18 protein-coding genes are annotated in these 19,784 nt (G+C 46.3%); 13 read left to right on the top strand and 5 right to left on the bottom strand.

Going from position 1 to position 19,784, the window contains the following annotated elements:
• Positions 1 to 136: 136 nt before the first annotated feature.
• Positions 137 to 313 (bottom strand): DUF6496 domain-containing protein, encoded by a 177-nt coding sequence (locus NFI80_RS09915; protein ID WP_235161666.1) that lies wholly within the window; start codon positions 311 to 313, stop codon positions 137 to 139.
• Between the two features lie 137 nt (positions 314 to 450).
• Here NFI80_RS09915 and NFI80_RS09920 point away from each other — a divergent pair, with 137 nt between their 5' ends.
• On the top strand, positions 451 to 1,788 hold the full coding sequence (locus NFI80_RS09920; RefSeq protein ID WP_235163155.1) for an amidohydrolase family protein: 1,338 nt from the start codon (positions 451 to 453) through the stop codon (positions 1,786 to 1,788).
• Positions 1,789 to 1,815: 27 nt separating this feature from the next.
• Complete coding sequence (locus NFI80_RS09925; RefSeq protein ID WP_235161659.1) at positions 1,816 to 2,184, top strand: VOC family protein; 369 nt, start codon at positions 1,816 to 1,818, stop codon at positions 2,182 to 2,184.
• 35 nt (positions 2,185 to 2,219) lie between these two features.
• On the opposite strand, the gene NFI80_RS09930 is transcribed toward NFI80_RS09925, so the two are convergent.
• On the bottom strand, positions 2,220 to 3,098 hold the full coding sequence (locus NFI80_RS09930) for an alpha/beta fold hydrolase (protein ID WP_235161657.1): 879 nt from the start codon (positions 3,096 to 3,098) through the stop codon (positions 2,220 to 2,222).
• 198 nt (positions 3,099 to 3,296) lie between these two features.
• Between NFI80_RS09930 and NFI80_RS09935 the strand changes: the two genes are divergently transcribed.
• From NFI80_RS09935 to NFI80_RS09970, 8 genes are all read left to right on the top strand, one after another.
• Positions 3,297 to 4,298 (top strand): hypothetical protein, encoded by a 1,002-nt coding sequence (locus NFI80_RS09935; protein WP_235163154.1) that lies wholly within the window; start codon positions 3,297 to 3,299, stop codon positions 4,296 to 4,298.
• Positions 4,298 to 5,443, top strand: coding sequence for a glycosyltransferase family 4 protein (locus tag NFI80_RS09940; RefSeq protein ID WP_235163153.1), 1,146 nt, complete (start codon positions 4,298 to 4,300; stop codon positions 5,441 to 5,443). The genes NFI80_RS09935 and NFI80_RS09940 overlap by 1 nt, the downstream gene beginning before the upstream one ends.
• A 36-nt stretch (positions 5,444 to 5,479) precedes the next feature.
• The gene (locus NFI80_RS09945; RefSeq protein WP_235161651.1) at positions 5,480 to 6,628 is read left to right on the top strand and encodes a glycosyltransferase; all 1,149 of its coding nucleotides are present in this window, start codon (positions 5,480 to 5,482) and stop codon (positions 6,626 to 6,628) included.
• Positions 6,629 to 6,687: 59 nt separating this feature from the next.
• Positions 6,688 to 7,614, top strand: a complete 927-nt coding sequence (locus tag NFI80_RS09950; RefSeq protein ID WP_235163152.1) for a glycosyltransferase family 2 protein — start codon at positions 6,688 to 6,690, stop codon at positions 7,612 to 7,614.
• Positions 7,571 to 8,137, top strand: a complete 567-nt coding sequence (locus tag NFI80_RS09955) for a WcaF family extracellular polysaccharide biosynthesis acetyltransferase (RefSeq protein ID WP_235163151.1) — start codon at positions 7,571 to 7,573, stop codon at positions 8,135 to 8,137. Before NFI80_RS09950 ends, NFI80_RS09955 begins: the two co-directional genes overlap by 44 nt.
• Positions 8,134 to 8,877: a glycosyltransferase family 2 protein gene (locus NFI80_RS09960; protein ID WP_235163150.1), complete on the top strand. Its 744-nt coding sequence runs from the start codon at positions 8,134 to 8,136 to the stop codon at positions 8,875 to 8,877. Before NFI80_RS09955 ends, NFI80_RS09960 begins: the two co-directional genes overlap by 4 nt.
• 151 nt (positions 8,878 to 9,028) lie before the next feature.
• On the top strand, positions 9,029 to 10,237 hold the full coding sequence (locus NFI80_RS09965; RefSeq protein ID WP_235161626.1) for an MraY family glycosyltransferase: 1,209 nt from the start codon (positions 9,029 to 9,031) through the stop codon (positions 10,235 to 10,237).
• A 94-nt stretch (positions 10,238 to 10,331) separates the two neighbouring features.
• Complete coding sequence (locus NFI80_RS09970) at positions 10,332 to 12,602, top strand: NADP-dependent malic enzyme (protein WP_235161624.1); 2,271 nt, start codon at positions 10,332 to 10,334, stop codon at positions 12,600 to 12,602.
• Positions 12,603 to 12,764: 162 nt separating this feature from the next.
• On the opposite strand, the gene NFI80_RS09975 is transcribed toward NFI80_RS09970, so the two are convergent.
• A complete protein-coding gene (locus tag NFI80_RS09975; RefSeq protein ID WP_235161334.1) occupies positions 12,765 to 14,627 on the bottom strand; it encodes a glycoside hydrolase family 2 protein in 1,863 nt (620 codons plus the stop codon).
• Positions 14,628 to 14,741: 114 nt separating this feature from the next.
• Here NFI80_RS09975 and NFI80_RS09980 point away from each other — a divergent pair, with 114 nt between their 5' ends.
• Positions 14,742 to 15,806 (top strand): isoaspartyl peptidase/L-asparaginase family protein, encoded by a 1,065-nt coding sequence (locus tag NFI80_RS09980; protein WP_235161335.1) that lies wholly within the window; start codon positions 14,742 to 14,744, stop codon positions 15,804 to 15,806.
• 138 nt (positions 15,807 to 15,944) lie between these two features.
• The gene (locus NFI80_RS09985) at positions 15,945 to 17,048 is read left to right on the top strand and encodes a T9SS type A sorting domain-containing protein (protein ID WP_235161336.1); all 1,104 of its coding nucleotides are present in this window, start codon (positions 15,945 to 15,947) and stop codon (positions 17,046 to 17,048) included.
• A 156-nt stretch (positions 17,049 to 17,204) separates the two neighbouring features.
• Here the strand turns inward: NFI80_RS09985 and NFI80_RS09990 are convergent, their stop codons facing one another.
• The gene (locus tag NFI80_RS09990) at positions 17,205 to 18,110 is read right to left on the bottom strand and encodes an alpha/beta fold hydrolase (protein ID WP_235163149.1); all 906 of its coding nucleotides are present in this window, start codon (positions 18,108 to 18,110) and stop codon (positions 17,205 to 17,207) included.
• 210 nt (positions 18,111 to 18,320) lie between these two features.
• Here NFI80_RS09990 and epsC point away from each other — a divergent pair, with 210 nt between their 5' ends.
• Complete coding sequence (gene epsC, locus NFI80_RS09995) at positions 18,321 to 19,151, top strand: serine O-acetyltransferase EpsC (RefSeq protein WP_051350139.1); 831 nt, start codon at positions 18,321 to 18,323, stop codon at positions 19,149 to 19,151.
• On the opposite strand, the gene NFI80_RS10000 is transcribed toward epsC, so the two are convergent.
• Entirely contained in the window at positions 19,144 to 19,737 is a 594-nt protein-coding gene (locus NFI80_RS10000; protein ID WP_026630281.1) for a TetR/AcrR family transcriptional regulator, read from the bottom strand. The genes epsC and NFI80_RS10000 overlap by 8 nt on opposite strands.
• Positions 19,738 to 19,784 lie beyond the last annotated feature (47 nt).

The raw sequence follows: 19,784 nt of genomic DNA on the forward strand, positions 1-19,784 counted from the left end.
AACAGGATAGTTTGTAATACTTTTCGTCACAGAACCGAGCTACTTCGACATCTTAATGTAGAATGCGCATTTAGGACGCAAAATGTCACATTTTCAGCAAGATCAGATAAGATCGTATAGGAATCGGAACAAGAAATTAATCTTTCTTTTTCGGCACCTTTGCGCCTTCTTTTCGTGCCTCGGATAAACCGATGGCGACGGTTTGTTTCTTGGATGTCACCTTCTTACCCGAGCCTGTTTTCAGTTTTCCTTCTTTTTGCTCGTGCATCGCTTCCTCTACTTTTTCTCCGGCCTTTTTTGAATACTTTGCCATGATTACAAGAATTTTGGTTGAAATAATTTACTTTGACGTTCAAAAATGATTCTCCGTTTTATACAAAAGCTATACCAGTTGAAAGTTATTATAAGGGTCGGTACAGTTATAGTGCAAGATTTCAAAAACGCGTCTTTATGAAAAATCAGGTCAATCACTTTTTCTTACTTCTGCTGCTGCTGGTAACCGGATTTTCTGCCATCAGCCAGCCGCAGGCCATTATATTAAAAAACGCCACGGTGATCGATGGCACCGGCGAGGAGCCGCGCGAGGATACGGACATTCTGATCATGGATGGCCGGGTTGTCGCGGTAGAATCCAATATTAAACTGAAAGGTGCGAAGGAGATTAATCTGACAGGGAAAACGGTAATCCCGTCGCTGATATGTGCGCATGCGCATGTCGGCACATTGCTGGGGACAACTTCTGCGGCAGAAAACTACACGAGAGAAAACGTCCTGCGCCAGCTCAAAAAATATCAGGATTATGGAGTTAATGCTGTGCTTGCTATGGGAACCGACAGGCCGCTGATCTTCGACGGCATGCGGGATTCGACGGTAGCAGGTTTGCTTCCGGGCGCTCGCCTCTTTTCGGCAGGGTACGGCTTCAATACGCCCGATCCCAATCCCGGTTCCTGGATGAACTTGCTTTTCCGCCCCGAAAATCCTGAGGAAGTGCCCGCCATGCTGGATAAGCTGGTTCCGCTTAAACCTACGGTTGTGAAGATATGGGTGGACGATCATGGCGGCAATGCTCAGAAAATGAAGCCCGAAATATACCAGGCTATTATCACCGAAGCGCATAAACGCAATATCCGCGTGGCAGCACATTTGTTTTATGCAGAAGACGCACGGCTCCTGACCGAGGCCGGCATTGATATCATCGCCCACAGCATTCGCGACAGGACGGTGGATGCGGAGCTTTTGAATAAAATGAAGGAAAAGAATGTCATATACATCCCCACACTTGCACTGGATGAATATCAGTTTGCATATGCTAGTCAACCGGACTGGATCAATGATGAATTTTTTATAAAATCACTGGAACCGGGTGTGCTTGAAATGGTTACCGATCCGGCTTACGCAGAAAAAGTCCGGGCATCCGCTGACTATGAACGAAATGCTGCTGCATTCAAAACAGCATCAATTAACCTGAAAAAAATCGTGGATGCGGGCATTACCGTCGCGCTCGGCACCGATTCCGGCGCATTTCCGATCAGGACGCAGGGTTTCACAGAACATCTGGAACTTGAATTGATGGTCCAGGCGGGCCTTACGCCGGTTCAGTCCATTATGCTTGCAACTCAAAATGCTGCAAAGGCGTTGAAAATTGACAATGAGCTTGGCACACTGACACGTGGCAAAAAAGCCGATCTGATCATTCTGAGCGCTAATCCGGCTAATGATATCAAGAATACGCGCAAAATTGAAGCGGTTTGGAAAGACGGCCGGGAAGCTAGTAAAGGTCCTTTGTGATGCGATTAAAATGAAACACTCCTGAATATGAAAATTGAATTTGAAAGACTGAATCACATTATGCTGTGCATTCCTCCTGGTGCAGAAGAAGCGGCCAGGGCCTTTTACGGCGGTGTATTAGGTTTGAAAGAGTTGAGAGAAACGGGCTATCCGCTTCCGAATGGCGCTATCTGGTTTGCTATGGGCGACATTGAGCTGCATATCCGGGCGGAGGAGCCTTCGGAGCAGTCGCAGCGGCATCCTGCATTTGAAGTGAAGAACCTGGATGCGGCGTGGGAAATTTTGGAGAAGAATGGAATTGCAATCCGGCAAGACAGCCCCATACCCGACCGGAAGCGATTTTCCTTCCGTGATCCGTTTGGTAACCGCATTGAACTGATAGAAATGTTAGCCTGAAACCGCATCCCGGTTCCAGGCTAACTTCCTATATTTTATGTCGTAATATCCGCGTAAGGATTAGAAATTGTCACGGTTTCCTGATTGATGAACTGGATCAGGTTCTCGTTCAGCCTTTCCTTTTGCGTAACAAAAAGCCCATGCGGCGCGCCTTCATACACAATGTATTCTGCTCCCGGAAGCTGATCCGAAGTAATGTCGCTGCTGATTTTGATGGGAACGATTTTGTCAGAATCGCCATGAATGATCAGCACAGGGACATCGATCGTGGAAAGCTCGTTCCGGAAGTCGGTTGAGCTGAAACTTCTGATGCACTGCGTGGTTGCCCGGCCCGAAGCCTGTAATGCCAGAATGCTGTGCCAGGTTAGGATTTCGTCGCTTACGGCATTGTTCAGCAAAGAATTGCCGTAAAAATCTTTGGCAAAACCAGCCAGGAATTTAGGCCTGTCGGCTTCAACATTCTCTACAAAACCATCAAAAACTTCCTTGGGCAGACCGTCCGGATTATCATCTGTCTGCAACATATAAGGAACAACGGAACTGATCAAAACTGCTTTGGACACGCGTTCGCTTCCATATTTGCTCAGGTAACGAACCACCTCGCCACCGCCCATGGAAAACCCGACAAGCGTTACATCGCGAAGATCAAGATTATCCAGCACTGCTTTCAAGTCGCCTGCTAACGTGTTGTAATCATAACTATCCCAAGGCTTATCCGACTTACCGAAGCCACGGCGGTCATATCCGATGCAGCGGATGCCGTGCTTGGGAAGCTCGTTATATTGATATTCCCACATGTCATTGCTAAGGGGCCATCCCGATATAAATACAACAGGCTTGCCTTGTCCAATATCCTGAACAAACAGTTTGACAGGCTCACCATTGGTTCCCGCTTGTGATTCGATCCACTTCATAATAATGTGTTTAAAGGAAAATAATCTGTTTTGATGCATGATTTAGCGGCTGCTAAACCTTTCCTCGTAATTTGAAAGAACCATTCCAGGTCGCTGCAATTCTGTTAAATTATTCCTGTGCGGTGTTAAAAAGTCGTAAATGGGAAAAGTAATTCTAAATTTGCAAGCGCATTTGCAGCGGACACAGCGTTTTCCTTGATGTTAAAATATTTTTATAGATTCTTAATCTTCGTCGTGATCCTGGCAGTTACCACGGAAGTTGTATTGAGATATAAATATGGCTTCTGTAATTCTCCGCTCTATATTTCGGATCCGGATTTTGAATACATATATGCTCCCGACCAGGATGTGAAAAGATTTGGCTACCGCGTGCAGACCAACAGCTTTTCCATGCGCAATGAAGAGGTCCTGCCGTCAGACAGCATTGTGATCCTGCTCATCGGCGACTCGGTTGTGAACGGCGGAAGCCTTACCGACCAGGACAGCATTGCTTCTACTTTACTTGAAAAGCGTTTTCTGAAAGACTTCGGTACGCGCGTCCGGGTCCTCAACATTTCCGCCGGCTCGTGGGGCCCTGATAACATTGCCGCTTATCTTAAAAAATACGGAACATTCAAAGCCAGGCTGATGTGCCTGGTTACCAGCAGCCACGATGCGTACGACATCATGTCGCACCAAAGTCCTGTGGGCATCGATCCCGGCTGGCCCGACAAGCAATATAAAGTGGCGCTCTACGAACTTTGGGATCGTTACCGTTGGATTTTCTTTTACTATTTCAACACCTGGTTTTTCGCCCCAACCATTGAAAAAAATCCTGAGCGAGCCCTTCTGGATTCTATGAAAAAGGATTCGCTGAAAAAAGAAGAGCTGAATGATGCCGGAATCAGGAAGCCAGGATTGACTTTCAACCCCGGGTATGAGCAGATTTACGAAATCGCTAAAAAAGATTCTATCCCGCTCTTCATTTATCTCCACCCCGAAACTTCGGAAATAGAGCTGGGACATTTCAATGATCAGGGCGACCAGATTATAGCTTTCGCCATTCAGCACAATATCCGGCTTGTGAACGAATTCAGCCTGGGAATTGATCCCAAATATTACCGGAAGCTGGATGTTGTACATTATAACAGCCAGGGACAGCTTTTTTTGGCAAACAATCTTTATCCTTTGTTCCAGGAATATTTAAATCTTAAAAAATAATGCGCGTCCTTGTTGTACACAACCAGTTATGGGCGCATTATAAGTCGCGGCTTTTCAGCGAAATCCATCGCGCATTCAAGGAAAAATATCCTGAAAGTGATTTCCTTGTTGTCCAGATCGCGCTTTATGAAGCCAGTCGCAGTGTGATGCAAAGCGATGACGCCATTACTTACGATTATCCTTATAAAGTGCTGTTTCAGCGCAGCCTGGATGAAGTGGGTTTTAAAGAAAGACGTGCAGCATTGTTTGCTGCTTTCGATGCTTACCAACCAACTGTCCTCAACATTACGGGTTACTTTGATCCTGCGCAGGTCCTTCTCATGTTTTATGCCAGCTTGAAAGGCGTGAAAGTGGTGCTTTCTTCTGAGTCATCTGCTGCGGACAACAGCCGGTCATTTATCAAGGAATCGCTCAAAAGATTCATTGTGAACCGTGCCCAGGCATTTTTTTGTTTCGGCAAAACGTCCGCAGACTATCTGGAAAGCCTGGGTGTAAAACCTTCGCAAATCCCGGTACGGAATGCGGCGGTAATCGATGAGGAAGTCATCAGCGCGAGATACAATGCTGGAAAAAAGGCTAATGTGAACGTGGCTCGCGCTTACAGATTTGTGTTCGTAGGCCGGCTTGCGCCTGAGAAAAACCTGGGAACCTTGCTGCGTGCATTCGCAAAGGTTCGTCTGCTCGATTCGGAAATCTTACCGTGGGAAATGATGTTCATCGGCGACGGCCCCGAGCGGGCAACACTAGAAAAGCTGACGGCAGAGCTTGGTTTGCAAAATAAAATATCATTTGCAGGCGGACTTCCCTGGTATAAGGTCCCGGACCTGCTTGTGCATTGTGATGTACTGGTTTTGCCCAGTAAATCAGAGCCCTGGGGTTTGGTTGTGAATGAAGCCATGGTTTGCGGATTGCCGGTGATTGTGTCAAAGAATTGCGGTTGTGTGGCAGATTTGGTAGAAAACGGCGTGAATGGTTTTACTTTTGACCCGGATAACCAGCAGGAATTGGAAACTGCGCTGGCCTTTTTCATCCAGAATCCGGAAAAAATGGCCGCTATGGGCCAGGAATCGCGGCGCCTGATCGCGCCTTTTTCCTCCCGGCAGGTTGCGGGGCAAATGGCAGACTGTTACCACAAATTAGCATAACAGCTTAATGTTCAGATTTTTACACAAAATGCACGCATGCGGATTTTAAATATTTGCGCTTACACCTGGGAAATTGGCGGCCCGGCCCGGATTATATACGACCATACCACGGAGGTTTTGCGGCAAGGTCACCAGGTGGACATTCTGAGTCCCATGACGCCGGGCGATGAAATGTATCCTGCTCCCGAGGGTGCCAGGCTGTTTCCCGTAGCGCGCACGACGCCGGTCAGCAATGTTTACAGGGAATTTTCGCTTGAAATGTATCGCTTCCTGAGGCACCACATTCACGAGTATGATGTGATACATATGCATGGAATATGGCATTTCGGGAGTTTGGTGCCATTTTTGATCCCAAACAATGCTGTTAAGGTGATTACCATACACGGACTGCTCGACAAATGGGCTGTTGCGCATCACAAATGGAAAAAAGACATTGTAACGCTGCTTTATCAGAAGAGAATACTAGGAAAAGCGGACCTGATCCAGATCAACAACACCGACGAAGAAGGTGACGTGGTCCGTTACCTGGGTTACCGTCCCAAAAACATGGTGATTGTTCCGAATGGGATGAAGCTGTCGGAATATTCCAACTTGCCTGCCAAAGGGAGCTTCCGTGCCAAACACCAGGTTCGAGAGAATGAGCAGGTCGTGCTTTTTATGGGCCGGCTCAACATTAAGAAGGGGCTTGACCTCCTGCTTCCTGCATTCAAAAAAATTGAAAAGCAGCTTCCTAATGCTACTCTTTTCCTCGCCGGCGGCGATGATGGTTACCAGCAGGAGACGGAAGATTTTATCAGAAAAAACAATCTGCAAAACCGGATCAAACTCGTCGGATTACTGACCGATACGGCTAAAAAAGAAGCACTTGCAGACGCCGATGTCTTTGTCCTGCCCTCCTATTCCGAAGGATTTTCTATTGCGGTCCTGGAAGCAATGACTTCCAAAGTACCCACCATTGTATCCGATCGCGTCGGGTTCGGGGATTATATCAAACGCTATGACGCAGCCTTTCTGACGCCGCTCACGAGCGATGGAGTTGCCAAGGGACTTCTTAAAATATTACAAGATAAAACCTATGCGCAAGATCTTGCAAATCGGGCTTACAAGATGGTAACGGAAAATTTTGACATCCGGAAGGTGGCTAATCAGTTATTGGAAGAATACAAGAATGTTAAGAAAAAGTAAGTATCTTTGGCCGTTTGCAATAACCGCAAATTCGTAATTTTTGACTGTTGCTCCCGGGTATGATTGATTTGTCCGTCATCATTTTAACACACAATGAATCAAAGCACATTGCACGTTGCATAGAAAGCTTGCTTCTGGTGACTGATAAGATTTTCATCGTTGATTCATTTTCTACCGACGACACGGTTGCTATTGCCGAAAGCCTCGGCGCCACTGTCGTTCAGAACCCCTGGGTTTCCTACTCTTTTCAATTCAATTTCGGGATTCAGCATATTCCCTTCGGCACCAAGTGGCTTATGCGCATGGACGCCGACGAATACATTACGCCCGAACTGGCGAATGAGCTGAAAAACACATTACATCTTACGCCTGCCGGAGTGTCGGGGTTATACGTGAAACGCCGCGTGTTTTTCATGGATAGATGGATCCGCCGCGGTGGTTACTATCCCATATGGCTGCTCAGGGTCTGGCGCAGTGGTATTGGTCATTGTGAAGAGTTGTGGATGGATGAGCATATCAAGCTCAGCAGCGGCACCACCGCCCAGTTACAGCACGATATCGTGGACCATAACCTCAACAACCTGACGTGGTGGACCCAAAAGCATAACAATTATGCAATAAGGGAAGTCATTGATCTATTGAACATTAAATATAATTTTGATAGTAAAGAAACGGTAACCCCGAGCTTCTGGGGAAGTCAGGAACAGCGTACAAGGTTTTTAAAAATCAAATATGCGGGCCTGCCTTTGTTTACGCGGCCTTTTATCTATTTCGTTTACCGGTATATTTTTAAACTTGGTTTTCTGGATGGTATGAAAGGATTGATCTGGCACTTTCTGCAAGGATTTTGGTATCGCTTTCTGGTGGATGCCAAGATTTATGAAGTGTACTACCGGGCTGGAAAAGACAAGCAGGATATCATAACACATTTTAAGACAGAATATGGAAAAGACCTTAAAAGCCCGAACCGATCTGTCAAAGTATGATAACAGCTGGTATAAGCCAGGCGGTTTTTTAAAACAGCTGCTCTGGTACTTTGCCAACCGGCTTTTTATCAACACTTACTTGCCCTATCCGATGGCGATCAAGCGGTTTGTGCTGGAAATGTTCGGTGCCAGGCTGGCCAATGGTGTTGTGATTAAGCCAAAAGTGAATGTCAAATATCCCTGGTTTCTGGTGATCGGAGAAAACGTCTGGATCGGTGAAAATGTGTGGATCGACAACCTCACTATGGTGACAATAGAGTCAAATGTCTGTTTATCGCAAGGTTGCCTGCTGCTAACTGGAAATCACAACTTTACGAAGAGCACATTCGACCTGATCGTCAAACCGATAACGATTGAAAGCGGTGCCTGGATTGGCGCTAAGGCAACGGTTTGCCCGGGCGTGCGTGTCTATTCTCATGCAGTACTTACGGTGGATTCCGTCGCCACTTCCGATTTGGAGGCTTATGGGATTTATCAGGGAAATCCGGCTAAATTTGTCAAAACAAGAAACTTGTCCAGTTGAAAGTAAGTATCATAACCGTAGTTTATAATGGTGCGAAAACCATCCGGCAGTGCATCGAATCTGTTCTTGCCCAGGATTTTTCCAACATCGAGTACATTGTCATTGATGGAGATTCCAAGGACGGAACGCAGGAAATTATAGGCGAATACGGAAGCAGGATTGCCGCAGTTGTAAGTGAGCCCGACGGCGGAATTTACGACGCGATGAACAAAGGCATAAAATTAGCAACAGGTGATATCATAGGCATACTGAACGCGGACGATTTTTATGCATATAATGCGGCGATTAGCGACGTGGTAAGCAAAATGGAATCGCCTGACATTCAGGGTTGTTATGGCGATCTTGTATATGTTGATGCAGCGAACGAGGTGGTGATCAAGAGAAAATGGATTTCCGGAAATTATAAGGAAGGTGCCTTTCTCAATGGCTGGATGCCTCCCCACCCTGCATTTTTTGTAAAAAAAGAACTTTATGAAAGGTTTGGCTTGTTTCGGCTAGACCTGGGCAGCGCGGCAGACTACGAACTGATGCTTCGCTTCATTCATAAAGCCAAAGCGAAAATTGCTTACGTGCCGAAAGTCCTGGTGAAAATGCGGACCGGAGGTGTTAGCAACAGCAATCTCAAAAACAGGATTGCAGCCAACCGGAACGATTTGAGGGCCTGGAAGGAAAATGATTTAAAACCACATTTTTATACATTGTGGTTGAAGCCGTTAAGGAAAATCTTACAGTTTCGATAAAATAGAAAACCAAAAGCAGCATCCAAACCGCACAATAATTATTTTGATATACAGCGGTTTAGCTTTTATAATATAAATTAAAATTGCGACTTTTGATTTAAAGGTTACAAAATTACTACAACGTTACTAGGCTATTACATTGGCAGGCACTATGGAATTAAAGTTACCCCTACAGATACTGAGTGAAGGAAACTTCAGTAACATTATTCATCATGATGTTTACCAATGCCTCCTTTCCTTTCTGATCGCCTGTTTCCTGTCCATTATCAGCATTCCGATCATCATCAACTTATCGAATCTGTTGCATTTGACAGCGAAACCTGGTTTCAGGAGCTCACATGAAACGGAAACCCCTACTTTGGGAGGCATAGCGATATTTGCGGCAACGCTGATCGCTTATTTTTTATGGCCGCATTCCGAAAACATCCTGGATTCCAACCTGATCAGCCTCGCTATGACCGGCGTAATTATCTTGTTTTTTCTTGGGATTAAAGATGATATCCTGGCTGTTGACCCTACAAAAAAGCTGATTGTACAGATATTTGCCTCGCTGATACTTGTAGCAATGGGCAATTTCAAGGTCGATAATTTTTACGGAATATTCGGCATTCATGGTGTTTCAGACTTTATCAGCATCCCGCTTACCGTCTTCATTTTTATCGCGATCATTAATGCGATAAACCTGATCGACGGAATCGACGGACTGGCGGGTGGCATCAGCCTTATTGCGGGCCTGGGTTTCGGCATCTGGTTCATTGCTAATGATCATTTCTCGTTTGGTTGCCTGGCTTTCGCCATGTCGGGTTCGCTGCTAGGATTTTTGCGTTTTAATTTTTCCAAAACAAGCAAAATCTTCATGGGCGACACCGGTTCGCTGATAGTGGGTTACCTCCTTTCCATCTTCTCAGTTGAATTCCTGTCTTTAAATGTTGGTTACCTGCACGATCCGAATGCCTATTTCAATGCGCCTATCATCGTTATGGTCCTGCTCATCGTCCCGATTTTTGATACATTACGCGTATTTATCGTCCGAATTTTCAAAGGAGGCTCGCCATTTATTGCGGACCGTAACCACATGCACCACATCCTGATCGACAATGGCCTGAACCATTTCTGGGCATCCTGCACACTTTGGATGGTAACGATCATGAATACTACGCTGTTTTTTGCATTTCACGGCGACATTACAAACACTGCTTCGTTGTACATTTATATAGGCATGTTTGGCGTGTATATGATATTTGCCTACTTCCTTAAAAGACGTGTTGTGTCTGTAAAAAAAAGAAAGAACCTGGCGAATAGTCATTCTTTCAATGGTGACGATCTGAGTTCTTCGAACAACATTCTGAGGGATTTGTAAAAATCCGGCTTCAAAAACCGCTGTTAATACCGCTGCAAATTCATTGCGTTGCACCTAATGTTTGTACCTTAGCACGAAATAATCGTCAACAGGTATGAATAAAAAGATCAGAAAAGAAGACGCCCTATACTACCACTCAAAAGGCCGTCCTGGCAAGATCCAGGTAATCCCGACCAAAGAAACCAGCACCCAGCGCGACCTTTCACTCGCGTATTCTCCCGGTGTTGCAGAGCCATGTCTCGAAATCGCTGCTAATGTTGAAGATGCCTATTTGTATACAGCAAAAGGCAACCTTGTAGCTGTAATCAGCAACGGAACCGCCGTGCTCGGACTCGGAGACATTGGTCCTGAAGCCTCCAAGCCGGTTATGGAAGGAAAGGGCCTTCTCTTCAAGATATATGCAGACATTGATGTATTTGACATTGAACTGAACACAAAAGACGTCGACGAATTCGTAAGGACCGTTAAGATCCTGGAACCTACGTTCGGGGGCGTCAACCTGGAAGATATCAAGGCACCGGAATGTTTTGAAATTGAGGCCCGCCTCAAACAAGAGCTGAACATTCCCGTCATGCACGACGACCAGCACGGAACGGCCATCATCAGCGCCGCAGCCATGTTAAATGCCCTTGAATTGGTTAAAAAAGACATTAATGATATTCGGGTAGTCGTTTCCGGCGCAGGCGCTTCGGCCGTTTCCTGTACTAAACTTTACCTGGCATTGGGTGCCAATCCGAAGAACATTGCCATGTTCGATACCAAAGGCCACATTCACAATGGCCGGACGGACCTTTCGGAAATGAAGCGGCAGTTTGCAACGGATGTGGCTTACGAGTCGCTGGAAGAAGCAATGGTCGGCGCCGATTTGTTCCTCGGACTTTCCACGGCGGACATTGTCTCAAAGGATATGGTAAAATCAATGGCGAAAGACCCTATCGTGCTCGCTATGGCTAATCCCAATCCCGAAATCCCCTATCCTGATGCCGTTGAAGCGCGTGAAGACGTGATCATGGCAACAGGCCGCTCGGATTATCCGAACCAGGTGAACAATGTCCTTGGCTTTCCCTATATTTTCCGCGGCGCGCTCGACGTGCGTGCGACGGAGATCAATGAAGCAATGAAACTGGCGGCCGTTCACGCGCTTGCCGATCTTGCCAAGAAGTCGGTTCCTGACATTGTAAACCTTGCCTACAATGAAACGAACATTGTTTTTGGTAAAAATTATATCATTCCAAAACCTGTTGATCCGCGATTGTTAACCACGGTTGCACCTGCTGTTGCGAAAGCTGCAATTGAAACAGGCGTTGCCCGCAAAGTCATTACGGATTGGGACGCTTACGAGCAGGAACTTTCCAGCCGCCTTGGTCGTAACGAACAGATTTCCCGCGTAATCCTGAACAAAGCGAAACTGGCTCCAAAAAGAGTTGTTTTTGCTGATGCAGAGAACATTCAGGTGCTTCGTGCCGCACAACAGGTTCGCGATGAAGGCATTGCGATTCCTATCTTACTGGGCAGCAAAGACATTGTGTCAAACCTGATCAAAGAAAGTAAGCTGGATCTGGGTGACGTAGCGATTGTGGATCCGCGTGCAGAAGAGAATGAAGACATCATTAACAAATATGCCAACCTGCTTTTTGAAAAACGTAAAAGAAAGGGCCTGACGCCTATCGAAGCGCACAGAAGCATTTATTTCAGAAGCTATTTCGGATCAATGATGGTGGAAAACGGAGAGGCCGACGCGCTGATCTCCGGTCTTACAAGGACTTATCCGGATACGATCCGTCCCGCATTGCATGTCATTGGAAAAGATCCTGGTGTAAATAAAGTGGCGGGTATGTACATCTTGCTAACCCCAAAAGGACCATTATTCTTCTCGGATACAACCGTTAACCTGGATCCAACGGTTGATGAAATCGTGGAAATCACCGAACTGACGGCAAAAGCGGTCGAGCGGTTCAACATTCAGCCCCGCATTGCATTGGTAACCTATGCCAACTACGGAAGCGCCGACGGAACTGATGCTGTGAAAATGCGCGAAGCCACCGCGATCCTCAAAAAGAGAAATCCAACGATGATCGTAGAAGGCGAAATGCAGGCCCACCTCGCATTCAATACAGCATTATTGAAGGAAAATCACCCATTCAGCGACCTCGTCGATGGCGGCGCCAACACGCTGATCTTCCCGAACCTGTCTGCAAGTAACATTGCTTACAACTTGCTGAAAGAAGCTGCCGAACTCGAAACCATCGGGCCAATCTTGCTCGGAATGAAAAAGCCGGTCCACGTCTTGCAATTAGGAAGTTCCGTTAGGGAGATTGTTAATATGGTTGCAATAGCGGTTGTCGAGGCCCAGATGAAGAAGTAGTCGGCGGGCTGTCACAATTACAACCCCTGTCACACTGAGCGGAGCCGAAGTGCGTTACTGCTAGCAGTTGCGCACTTCGGCCGCCCGGCGGCCCGGTCCGCTCAGTGTGACAGGGGGATGTTTTATGTGGCAAGGGGTTGTTTTATTATGATTGGCTTAGCTTTATGGCTTCAACTTCACCCAGTCCGCATTATAAAGCGGCATATGTATTGCTTTTAGCTTTGCTTCGGGGAATTTGATCACTTTGCGGTCGTAGGTCATCAGGCCGTTTGTTTCTATTTCTACGTCGGTTGTTTGCGTGTAGACTGCGGCTGATAATCCTCTTTTGATCAGGGATTCAAATCTTTTTACGAAGGACTCGTAACGGGCGTAAAGCTCCTGCTGGTTTTTAAAACTCTGGTATCCCCAGTTATCCTTTTGCTGCCAAACGTGACCGTCTATCGGCAGCCCCAGCCCGCCGAATTCACCCAGCACAATAATCTGCTTTGCACCAAAAATTTCTGGTCTCGGCATCACCGGTGCGGGATAATTATGCATGTCGATAATGTGGCCGACCGGGAAAAAGTTGCCTCCGCTGGCGCTGTTAACCAGGCGGCTTGGGTCGTATTGCATGGTCCAGTTGGTGATTTCTTCTGTTTTGAATTGTCCCCACGCTTCGTTGAAAGGAACCCATACGACAATGGATGGAAAATGATCATTGGCATCCATGATAGCCTTCCATTCCGTCTTATAAATGTTCTCTGACTCTGGTGTGCGCTGCTTTTCCGTCTCGTCTCCGGTAATGCCGGGACGCTGCTCCCAGTTGTTGCCCATATCGCCGCTCGGCATGTCCTGCCACACCAGCATTCCCAGCTCATCACAATAGCGATACCAACGCGCAGGCTCTACTTTCACGTGTTTTCTGATCATATTGAAGCCCATTTCCTTGGTTTTCAAAATGTCGAATTTCAATGCTTCGTCCGTTGGAGCTGTATAGAGTCCGTCTGGCCACCAGCCCTGATCGAGCGGGCCATATTGGAATAAGAACTTGTTATTCAATGCCATACGCTGAATGCCATTTGCATCCAATTGCATCGAAATTTTACGCATAGCGAAATAGCTCTTCACTTCGTCTACTACTTTTCCGTTCCGGGTTACTGTGAGCACTAAGTCATACAAAAATGGATTTTCGGGCGACCACAACTTAGCATTAGCAATGTTCAGCACGGCATTTTCACCGGATGCGATTTCCTGCTCAGCTACTTTATTGGAGCCGTCCAGCGCAACGATTCTGATCTTGTCCGTTGTTCCTGCATTTTTAAGCGTTGTTGTAACAGTCAAAGTTTGCTTATCAATGTCCGGAACTTGCTTGAAATCAGCAATGTGCGTGGTTGGAACGGTTTCCAGCCAAACGGTTTGCCAGATTCCGGTCACAGGCGTGTACCAGATTGCATGCGGATTTTTGATTTGCTTTCCTCTTGGCTGCGGACCATCGCTGCTGGGGTCCCAGACGCGAACGCTGATGTCCTGCTGCTTTTTCTTCACCAAAAGGTCCGTAATGTCAAAAGAGAAAGGATCGTAGCCGCCCTGATGCGAGCCCGCCGGCTTTCCATTGACAAACACATCACATTTCCAATCCACAGCCCCAAAGTGCAGGAGCACTCTCTGATCTTTTAGCTTAGGCGCAAAGTCAATGTTCCGCTGATACCAGAGCACACTGTCTTTTCCCACAGTCTTACCCACGCCCGACAATGCGGATTCCACGGCGAACGGGACCAATATCTGACCGTCAAAAGCCGCCGGCTTAGTTTCGGACGATTGTTTTGGAACAATTGAGAAATTCCATAAGCCATTGATATTAACCCAATTCTGGCGGACCATTTGCGGCCGCGGATATTCAGGATGAACATTGGCTGCATTTACCTTTTCCGCCCAGGGCGATACGATTTTCCCTTCAACATATTTCCATTCGGGAGACTTCTGCGCAGCCGAGTCGACGCTTAGGATGCATGATAGCAATCCCAATCCTAGCAGTGCTGTTTTCATTAAATTTGAGTTACTGAACAAGATGTTAATTAAATTCAAATTTAAAAGGATTGCAGGAAACCGCTCTACTATCATTTTGCTTAGCTTTGAAATAACTCACTCAAATTCCAACCCATGAAAAAACGCTGTTACCTGGCCATTCTCCTGCTGATCAGCTTTTCTGCCTTCGCACAGGACTACTCCGATAAAATCACACTTGCCCTGCATGGGGGCGCAGGCACCATTACGCGCGCCAGCATGTCGCCGGAGCAGGAAAAAGCCTATAAAGAAGTCCTTAATACGGCATTGCAAAAGGGTTATGGCGTATTGAAAAGTGGCGGAACGAGTGTTCAGGCGGTGGAAGCTACAATCAGGGTTATGGAAGATTCACCGCTTTTCAACGCTGGTAAAGGTGCTGTTTTTACCAACGAGGGCAAAAATGAGCTGGACGCATCCATTATGGAAGGAAAAACACTGAAAGCCGGCGCCATAGCAGGCGTCACCACGATCAGGAACCCGATCAGCACGGCCATTGCCGTCATGGAGAAGTCTCCGCACGTCATGATGGCAGGCAAAGGCGCGGAAACATTTGCGAAAGCGCAGGGACAGGCAATTGTTGATCCTTCCTATTTCTATACCGAGTCCAGGTTTAAAGCATTGCAACGCGCCAAAGAGCAGGAAAAAACAGAGCTGGACCATGACGCCAAAGAAAAGCAGGAAGTAAAAAAAGCGCCGAAGACAGGTTTCGTTGAACAAGACGAGCTGATATTTACAGAAGGCAAAAAATTTGGGACTGTGGGCTGTGTTGCACTGGACAAATTCGGGAATTTAGCGGCTGGAACGTCCACGGGCGGAATGACCAACAAACGATACGGGCGCATCGGCGACGCACCGATCATTGGCGCAGGAACTTATGCAAATAATGCCACATGCGCGGTTTCGGCCACGGGACACGGCGAATATTTCATCCGCTCCGTGGTTGCCTACGACATCTCGGCACTGATGGAATACAAAGGCATGACTTTGCAGGACGCTGCGAATCAAGTGGTGATGAAAAAACTGGTAGAACGTGGCGGCGAAGGCGGCATTATTGCGGTGGACAGGAACGGTAATGTTGCGATGCCTTTTAATAGCGAAGGCATGTACCGCGGTTATATCAAAAGCGACGGAAAAAGTGAGATCCTGATTTATAAGGACTGATTTCGGGTCTTTTGAGCAGGCGGTTTTGCTATGGTTACAAAAACGCGTTTTTATACACTTGTTTCTCATTCCCGTAATACAAAACGGGCTGCTTTTGTCGTTTGGATTAAGTAACGTAACATTCAGCTTCCTTACTCTATGAAATCAGTTTACAAGGTTTTTCTTCTGATCTTACTGGCTTCTCCGCTTTGTTTTGCGACCCATATCCGGGGCGGTGAGATCATGGCTTCACATATTTCCGGCCAAAATTATAACATTAAAGTGCGTTTGTACTTTGACAGGAACGTTGGTGAAGCTGCTGCAACTGCTCAAACAAATGTTTTGGTATGTTTTGGTGATGGTTCTACCAAAGAATTTCAAAGATCGAAAACGGAAGCGCTTCCTGGTGATGTGCTGGTGTCTGACTATGACGGAACGCACACCTATCCTTCTTCCGGGACATTCCAGATTTCTGTTTCAATGGAGAATCGTTCACCCGGAATATTGAACCTGCCGAATTCAGGCGATACACGAGCATTTTTCTGGACTGTTATCAATACACAGGTTTCCAATTCCACGCCTGTCCTTCCCTATCTGGCCTTCGAAGCGGGTGTAAAGCAGTTATTCAAAATTGATCTCAAACCAACCGTTGCTGATGCCGATAGCATTACTGTAAAGCTTCCCAAACTGAGCAAACCTTCGCCGGGCGAGTGCGGCGTGCGTATGCTGGAACATACTTATATGTACCCCAATGAAGTAAGCAGCACAGGCACATTCAAAGTCGTTCCATCGGTTAATCAGTTGGTTTGGCAGGCTCCGGAAGTGTTGGGCAACTACATATTTGCAATGGTAGTAAGTGAATGGCGTGACGGAGTTGCTATTTCTGAGACTTACCGCGAAGGTCTCATTACCGTAATTGACAAGCCCGGCCCGACCGTCGAGATACCACCCTACGAATCGGCTGCAAATGGTGGCTTGATCACGTCTACGCCAAATGTAAAATCGGCAGAAGTTTCCATGGCCATTGAAGCCTATCCGGTTCCTACTGAGACATCAATTACTGTGAAAGCATATAGCAAAAAACGTTCTGTTGTAACATTACAGCTTATAGATATTCGCGGAAGGGTTATCAAGGAAATCAAAAGCGGCGGCCCGGTAATTTCAGTTCAGGAGGAGTTTGATATGCGTAATCTTGCCAAAGGGATTTACATCATAAAAGCAGCAAACGAAAATGATGCGGTGTCGCAGAAAGTGTTGCGGTAAGAGCATTGTAATGGTGTAAAAGAGAAATTTCGTCTTATGTAAATACGACACTTGTATATGCAATTGGTCTCCGTATTTATCATAGGTTAATTATAATTCAGAAAAATGGCTGATCACATGATCAGCCATTTTCTTTCAATACAATGTAAAAACTTCTTAATTAGCCGCCTGCCCTGACGCCGCAGACATATCGAGCGAAGTGATCCTGTCCTCAACAAACTGGCTTTTCAAAAGCATTTCTTTGATCATCGACAAATGGGTGTAGGTGATCATATGTCCGGCTTTGTGCAGGAAAATGTATTGAGCGCGCTTGCTCTTAATGTGTTTCTTGGCAAAATCAATGTTGGCCGGATCGGCTATCCAGTCATTTCCACCCTGGATTACGGTTGTAGGAAGGTCCAGGTTATGCCAAACGGGCAATAGTTTCCGGAGCTCATCGGAGTGGCTGTATTTCTCAGCCGTAGCCGTATTGAACTCTCCCGGCAAGAATAACTGGATAAAAGAATTCCTGCCCCATTTCGAAAACCAATAAAACTTCTCTTTTTCAGGATCTATAACGGGCGAAACCATGATCAGCTCTTTCACTTGATCCGGTTGCAGTGAAACGAGCTTGGCAGCGATCGGTGCACCGTAAGATCTGCCCAGGACGGTTACTTTTTCTTTGCTTTTATTTAACTCAAAAACGGGTAAAAGTGCATTGGCTTGTGTGGCAATGGAAGTCACATAGCGGTGCTTCTTCTTCATTTTAAGGCGGGATTTCCCATAACCCACACGGTCAACGGACACAATGTGAAAGCGCTTTTGCAGGTCTTCATCGTCCATCAAATTCATATAACCCCATAACGAGCCGGGGGCACCATGGATCAGCAGCAACATTGGCAATGTATCCGCACCCACACTTGCAATGCAAAGGGCAAGCGTATCATTTTTAATAATGCGTTCCTCAGGTTTTACTTTTTTCGCTGCATAATGTTTCCGAACCTGTTTGGCTGATATAGTGTACCGGGAAAAGCAGGAACTGAGCGAAATGGATATTAGAAAAACAACAATTACAGATCGCAAAAATTTAAAACTTGGCATACATTCAGGAATCTTACTGTAATTTATAACTTCACAGGATATTTCAATATACGATTATAAATAGAAAAAGAGTGAAATTCAGGACGTGTTTCTCAAAGAAACAGCCTGGACAAAATTTTTCCTGCTGATTATGTGTTCAATATAAAATTGATGCCAGAAATCCGGGTTATCTAAGCCAAATTCCTACTGTTGATGACAACCAACCAACAAAACGAGTTCTTCCAGCGCCTGGCAGAGCAAAATGAGCAGTATCGCTATCAATTACCTTCGAGACACGATGCTGGTAAGTTTATTCAGGACCTGATTAATTTTCTCTTTCCGATCAGTAAGGACTGCACGAGCTGCCCTACCAAGGACATTGCGATGAAATATGCTGATTTACGCAACAGTCTGAACTGCATGCTGGAACCGCTGCTTCCCGAACTGGAAAAAAGCAAGGAGGAAATTCTGGATGACGTTTTTGGGCAGATTCCCGGGATTTACGAGAAATTGTTGCTGGATGCCAAATCAATCACGGATAATGATCCTGCTTCGGTAAGCATTGAAGAGGTCATTTCGGTTTATCCGGGCTTTATGGCTATTGCTACTTATCGCTTTGCCAACTTGTTTGCGCTTGCCGGCATTCCGCTTCTACCCAGGATGTTAACTGAATTCGCGCACAGCCAAACAGGAATCGACATTCACCCGAACGCAACAATCGGACATTCGTTTTTTATAGATCACGGAACGGGCGTTGTCATCGGCGAAACGACGCACATTGGTAACAATGTCAAATTGTATCAGGGAGTGACATTAGGGGCGACATTTGTATCGAAGTCACTTGCTTCCAGCAAACGTCATCCAACCATTGAAGACAATGTGGTGGTATATGCCAATGCAACGATTTTGGGAGGAGAAACCGTGATAGGCCACGATTCGATCATTGGCGGGAATGCCTGGCTGGTGCGGAGCGTACCTCCATTTTCGCAGGTTTATCACCAGAGCAAAATAGAGATACGCCAGCAGACACCGTCTATTACATAATACTTCTTATAAACCTGCGGACACCTTCCATATACACGGGCTCAGCTTGCGGAAACGCATATCTGGGCTGTGTGGTCATGGTAATGCTTATAAAACCGTAGGTAAGGCACCACCACTCATAATAGGTTTTGGTAACCATCTCACCAGATCTCGGACGCAGGCTTGCAATCATTTCCCAAACCGGATTGCCCTTAATGCTCATGGCCTTTCCGTACACATTCTTGGAATCGCAATAAGCGCCTTCCAGATTGAACATTACCTGAAAAACCTCTGGATTTTCGATCGCAAACACCCAGATCCGCTGCGCTACTTCTGCCAACTGCTTCTGGGGATTGCTGAAATGGGTCTTGATTTTTGAAAACTCAGCCTGCAAGATATCGAACCCTTCCATGCGGATCGCTTCGAGCAATTTATCCTTGCTCTCAAAATATTCATAGAGAATTGGAGGGCTGTATTCGATCACTTCAGCAATTTTGCGGATAGAGACCGCTGTCCACCCGTCCTCACGGGCTATTTCCTTTGCTGTTTTGACGATATCCGAACGTACCTGTATTCTGAGGCGTTCTCTTCGCTCTACTATTCCCATACTATAATGCTGATTTAAGATGGAGTCAGAATGATATGCATTCAAAT

Source organism: Dyadobacter chenhuakuii (assembly GCF_023821985.2).
Lineage (GTDB): Bacteria > Bacteroidota > Bacteroidia > Cytophagales > Spirosomataceae > Dyadobacter > Dyadobacter chenhuakuii.

Bases quoted from the DNA above. Each gene is read 5' to 3' on its own strand.
- epsC (WP_051350139.1), top strand. From the start codon at position 18,321: ATGACAACCAACCAACAAAACGAGTTCTTCCAGCGCCTGGCAGAGCAA.
- NFI80_RS09970 (WP_235161624.1), top strand. From the start codon at position 10,332: ATGAATAAAAAGATCAGAAAAGAAGACGCCCTATACTACCACTCAAAA.
- NFI80_RS09935 (WP_235163154.1), top strand. From the start codon at position 3,297: ATGTTAAAATATTTTTATAGATTCTTAATCTTCGTCGTGATCCTGGCA.
- NFI80_RS09965 (WP_235161626.1), top strand. From the start codon at position 9,029: ATGGAATTAAAGTTACCCCTACAGATACTGAGTGAAGGAAACTTCAGT.
- NFI80_RS09920 (WP_235163155.1), top strand. From the start codon at position 451: ATGAAAAATCAGGTCAATCACTTTTTCTTACTTCTGCTGCTGCTGGTA.
- NFI80_RS09940 (WP_235163153.1), top strand. From the start codon at position 4,298: ATGCGCGTCCTTGTTGTACACAACCAGTTATGGGCGCATTATAAGTCG.
- NFI80_RS09945 (WP_235161651.1), top strand. From the start codon at position 5,480: ATGCGGATTTTAAATATTTGCGCTTACACCTGGGAAATTGGCGGCCCG.
- NFI80_RS09955 (WP_235163151.1), top strand. From the start codon at position 7,571: ATGGAAAAGACCTTAAAAGCCCGAACCGATCTGTCAAAGTATGATAAC.
- NFI80_RS09915 (WP_235161666.1), bottom strand. From the start codon at position 313: ATGGCAAAGTATTCAAAAAAGGCCGGAGAAAAAGTAGAGGAAGCGATG.
- NFI80_RS09985 (WP_235161336.1), top strand. From the start codon at position 15,945: ATGAAATCAGTTTACAAGGTTTTTCTTCTGATCTTACTGGCTTCTCCG.
- NFI80_RS09975 (WP_235161334.1), bottom strand. From the start codon at position 14,627: ATGAAAACAGCACTGCTAGGATTGGGATTGCTATCATGCATCCTAAGC.
- NFI80_RS09950 (WP_235163152.1), top strand. From the start codon at position 6,688: ATGATTGATTTGTCCGTCATCATTTTAACACACAATGAATCAAAGCAC.
- NFI80_RS09980 (WP_235161335.1), top strand. From the start codon at position 14,742: ATGAAAAAACGCTGTTACCTGGCCATTCTCCTGCTGATCAGCTTTTCT.
- NFI80_RS09930 (WP_235161657.1), bottom strand. From the start codon at position 3,098: ATGAAGTGGATCGAATCACAAGCGGGAACCAATGGTGAGCCTGTCAAA.
- NFI80_RS09925 (WP_235161659.1), top strand. From the start codon at position 1,816: ATGAAAATTGAATTTGAAAGACTGAATCACATTATGCTGTGCATTCCT.
- NFI80_RS10000 (WP_026630281.1), bottom strand. From the start codon at position 19,737: ATGGGAATAGTAGAGCGAAGAGAACGCCTCAGAATACAGGTACGTTCG.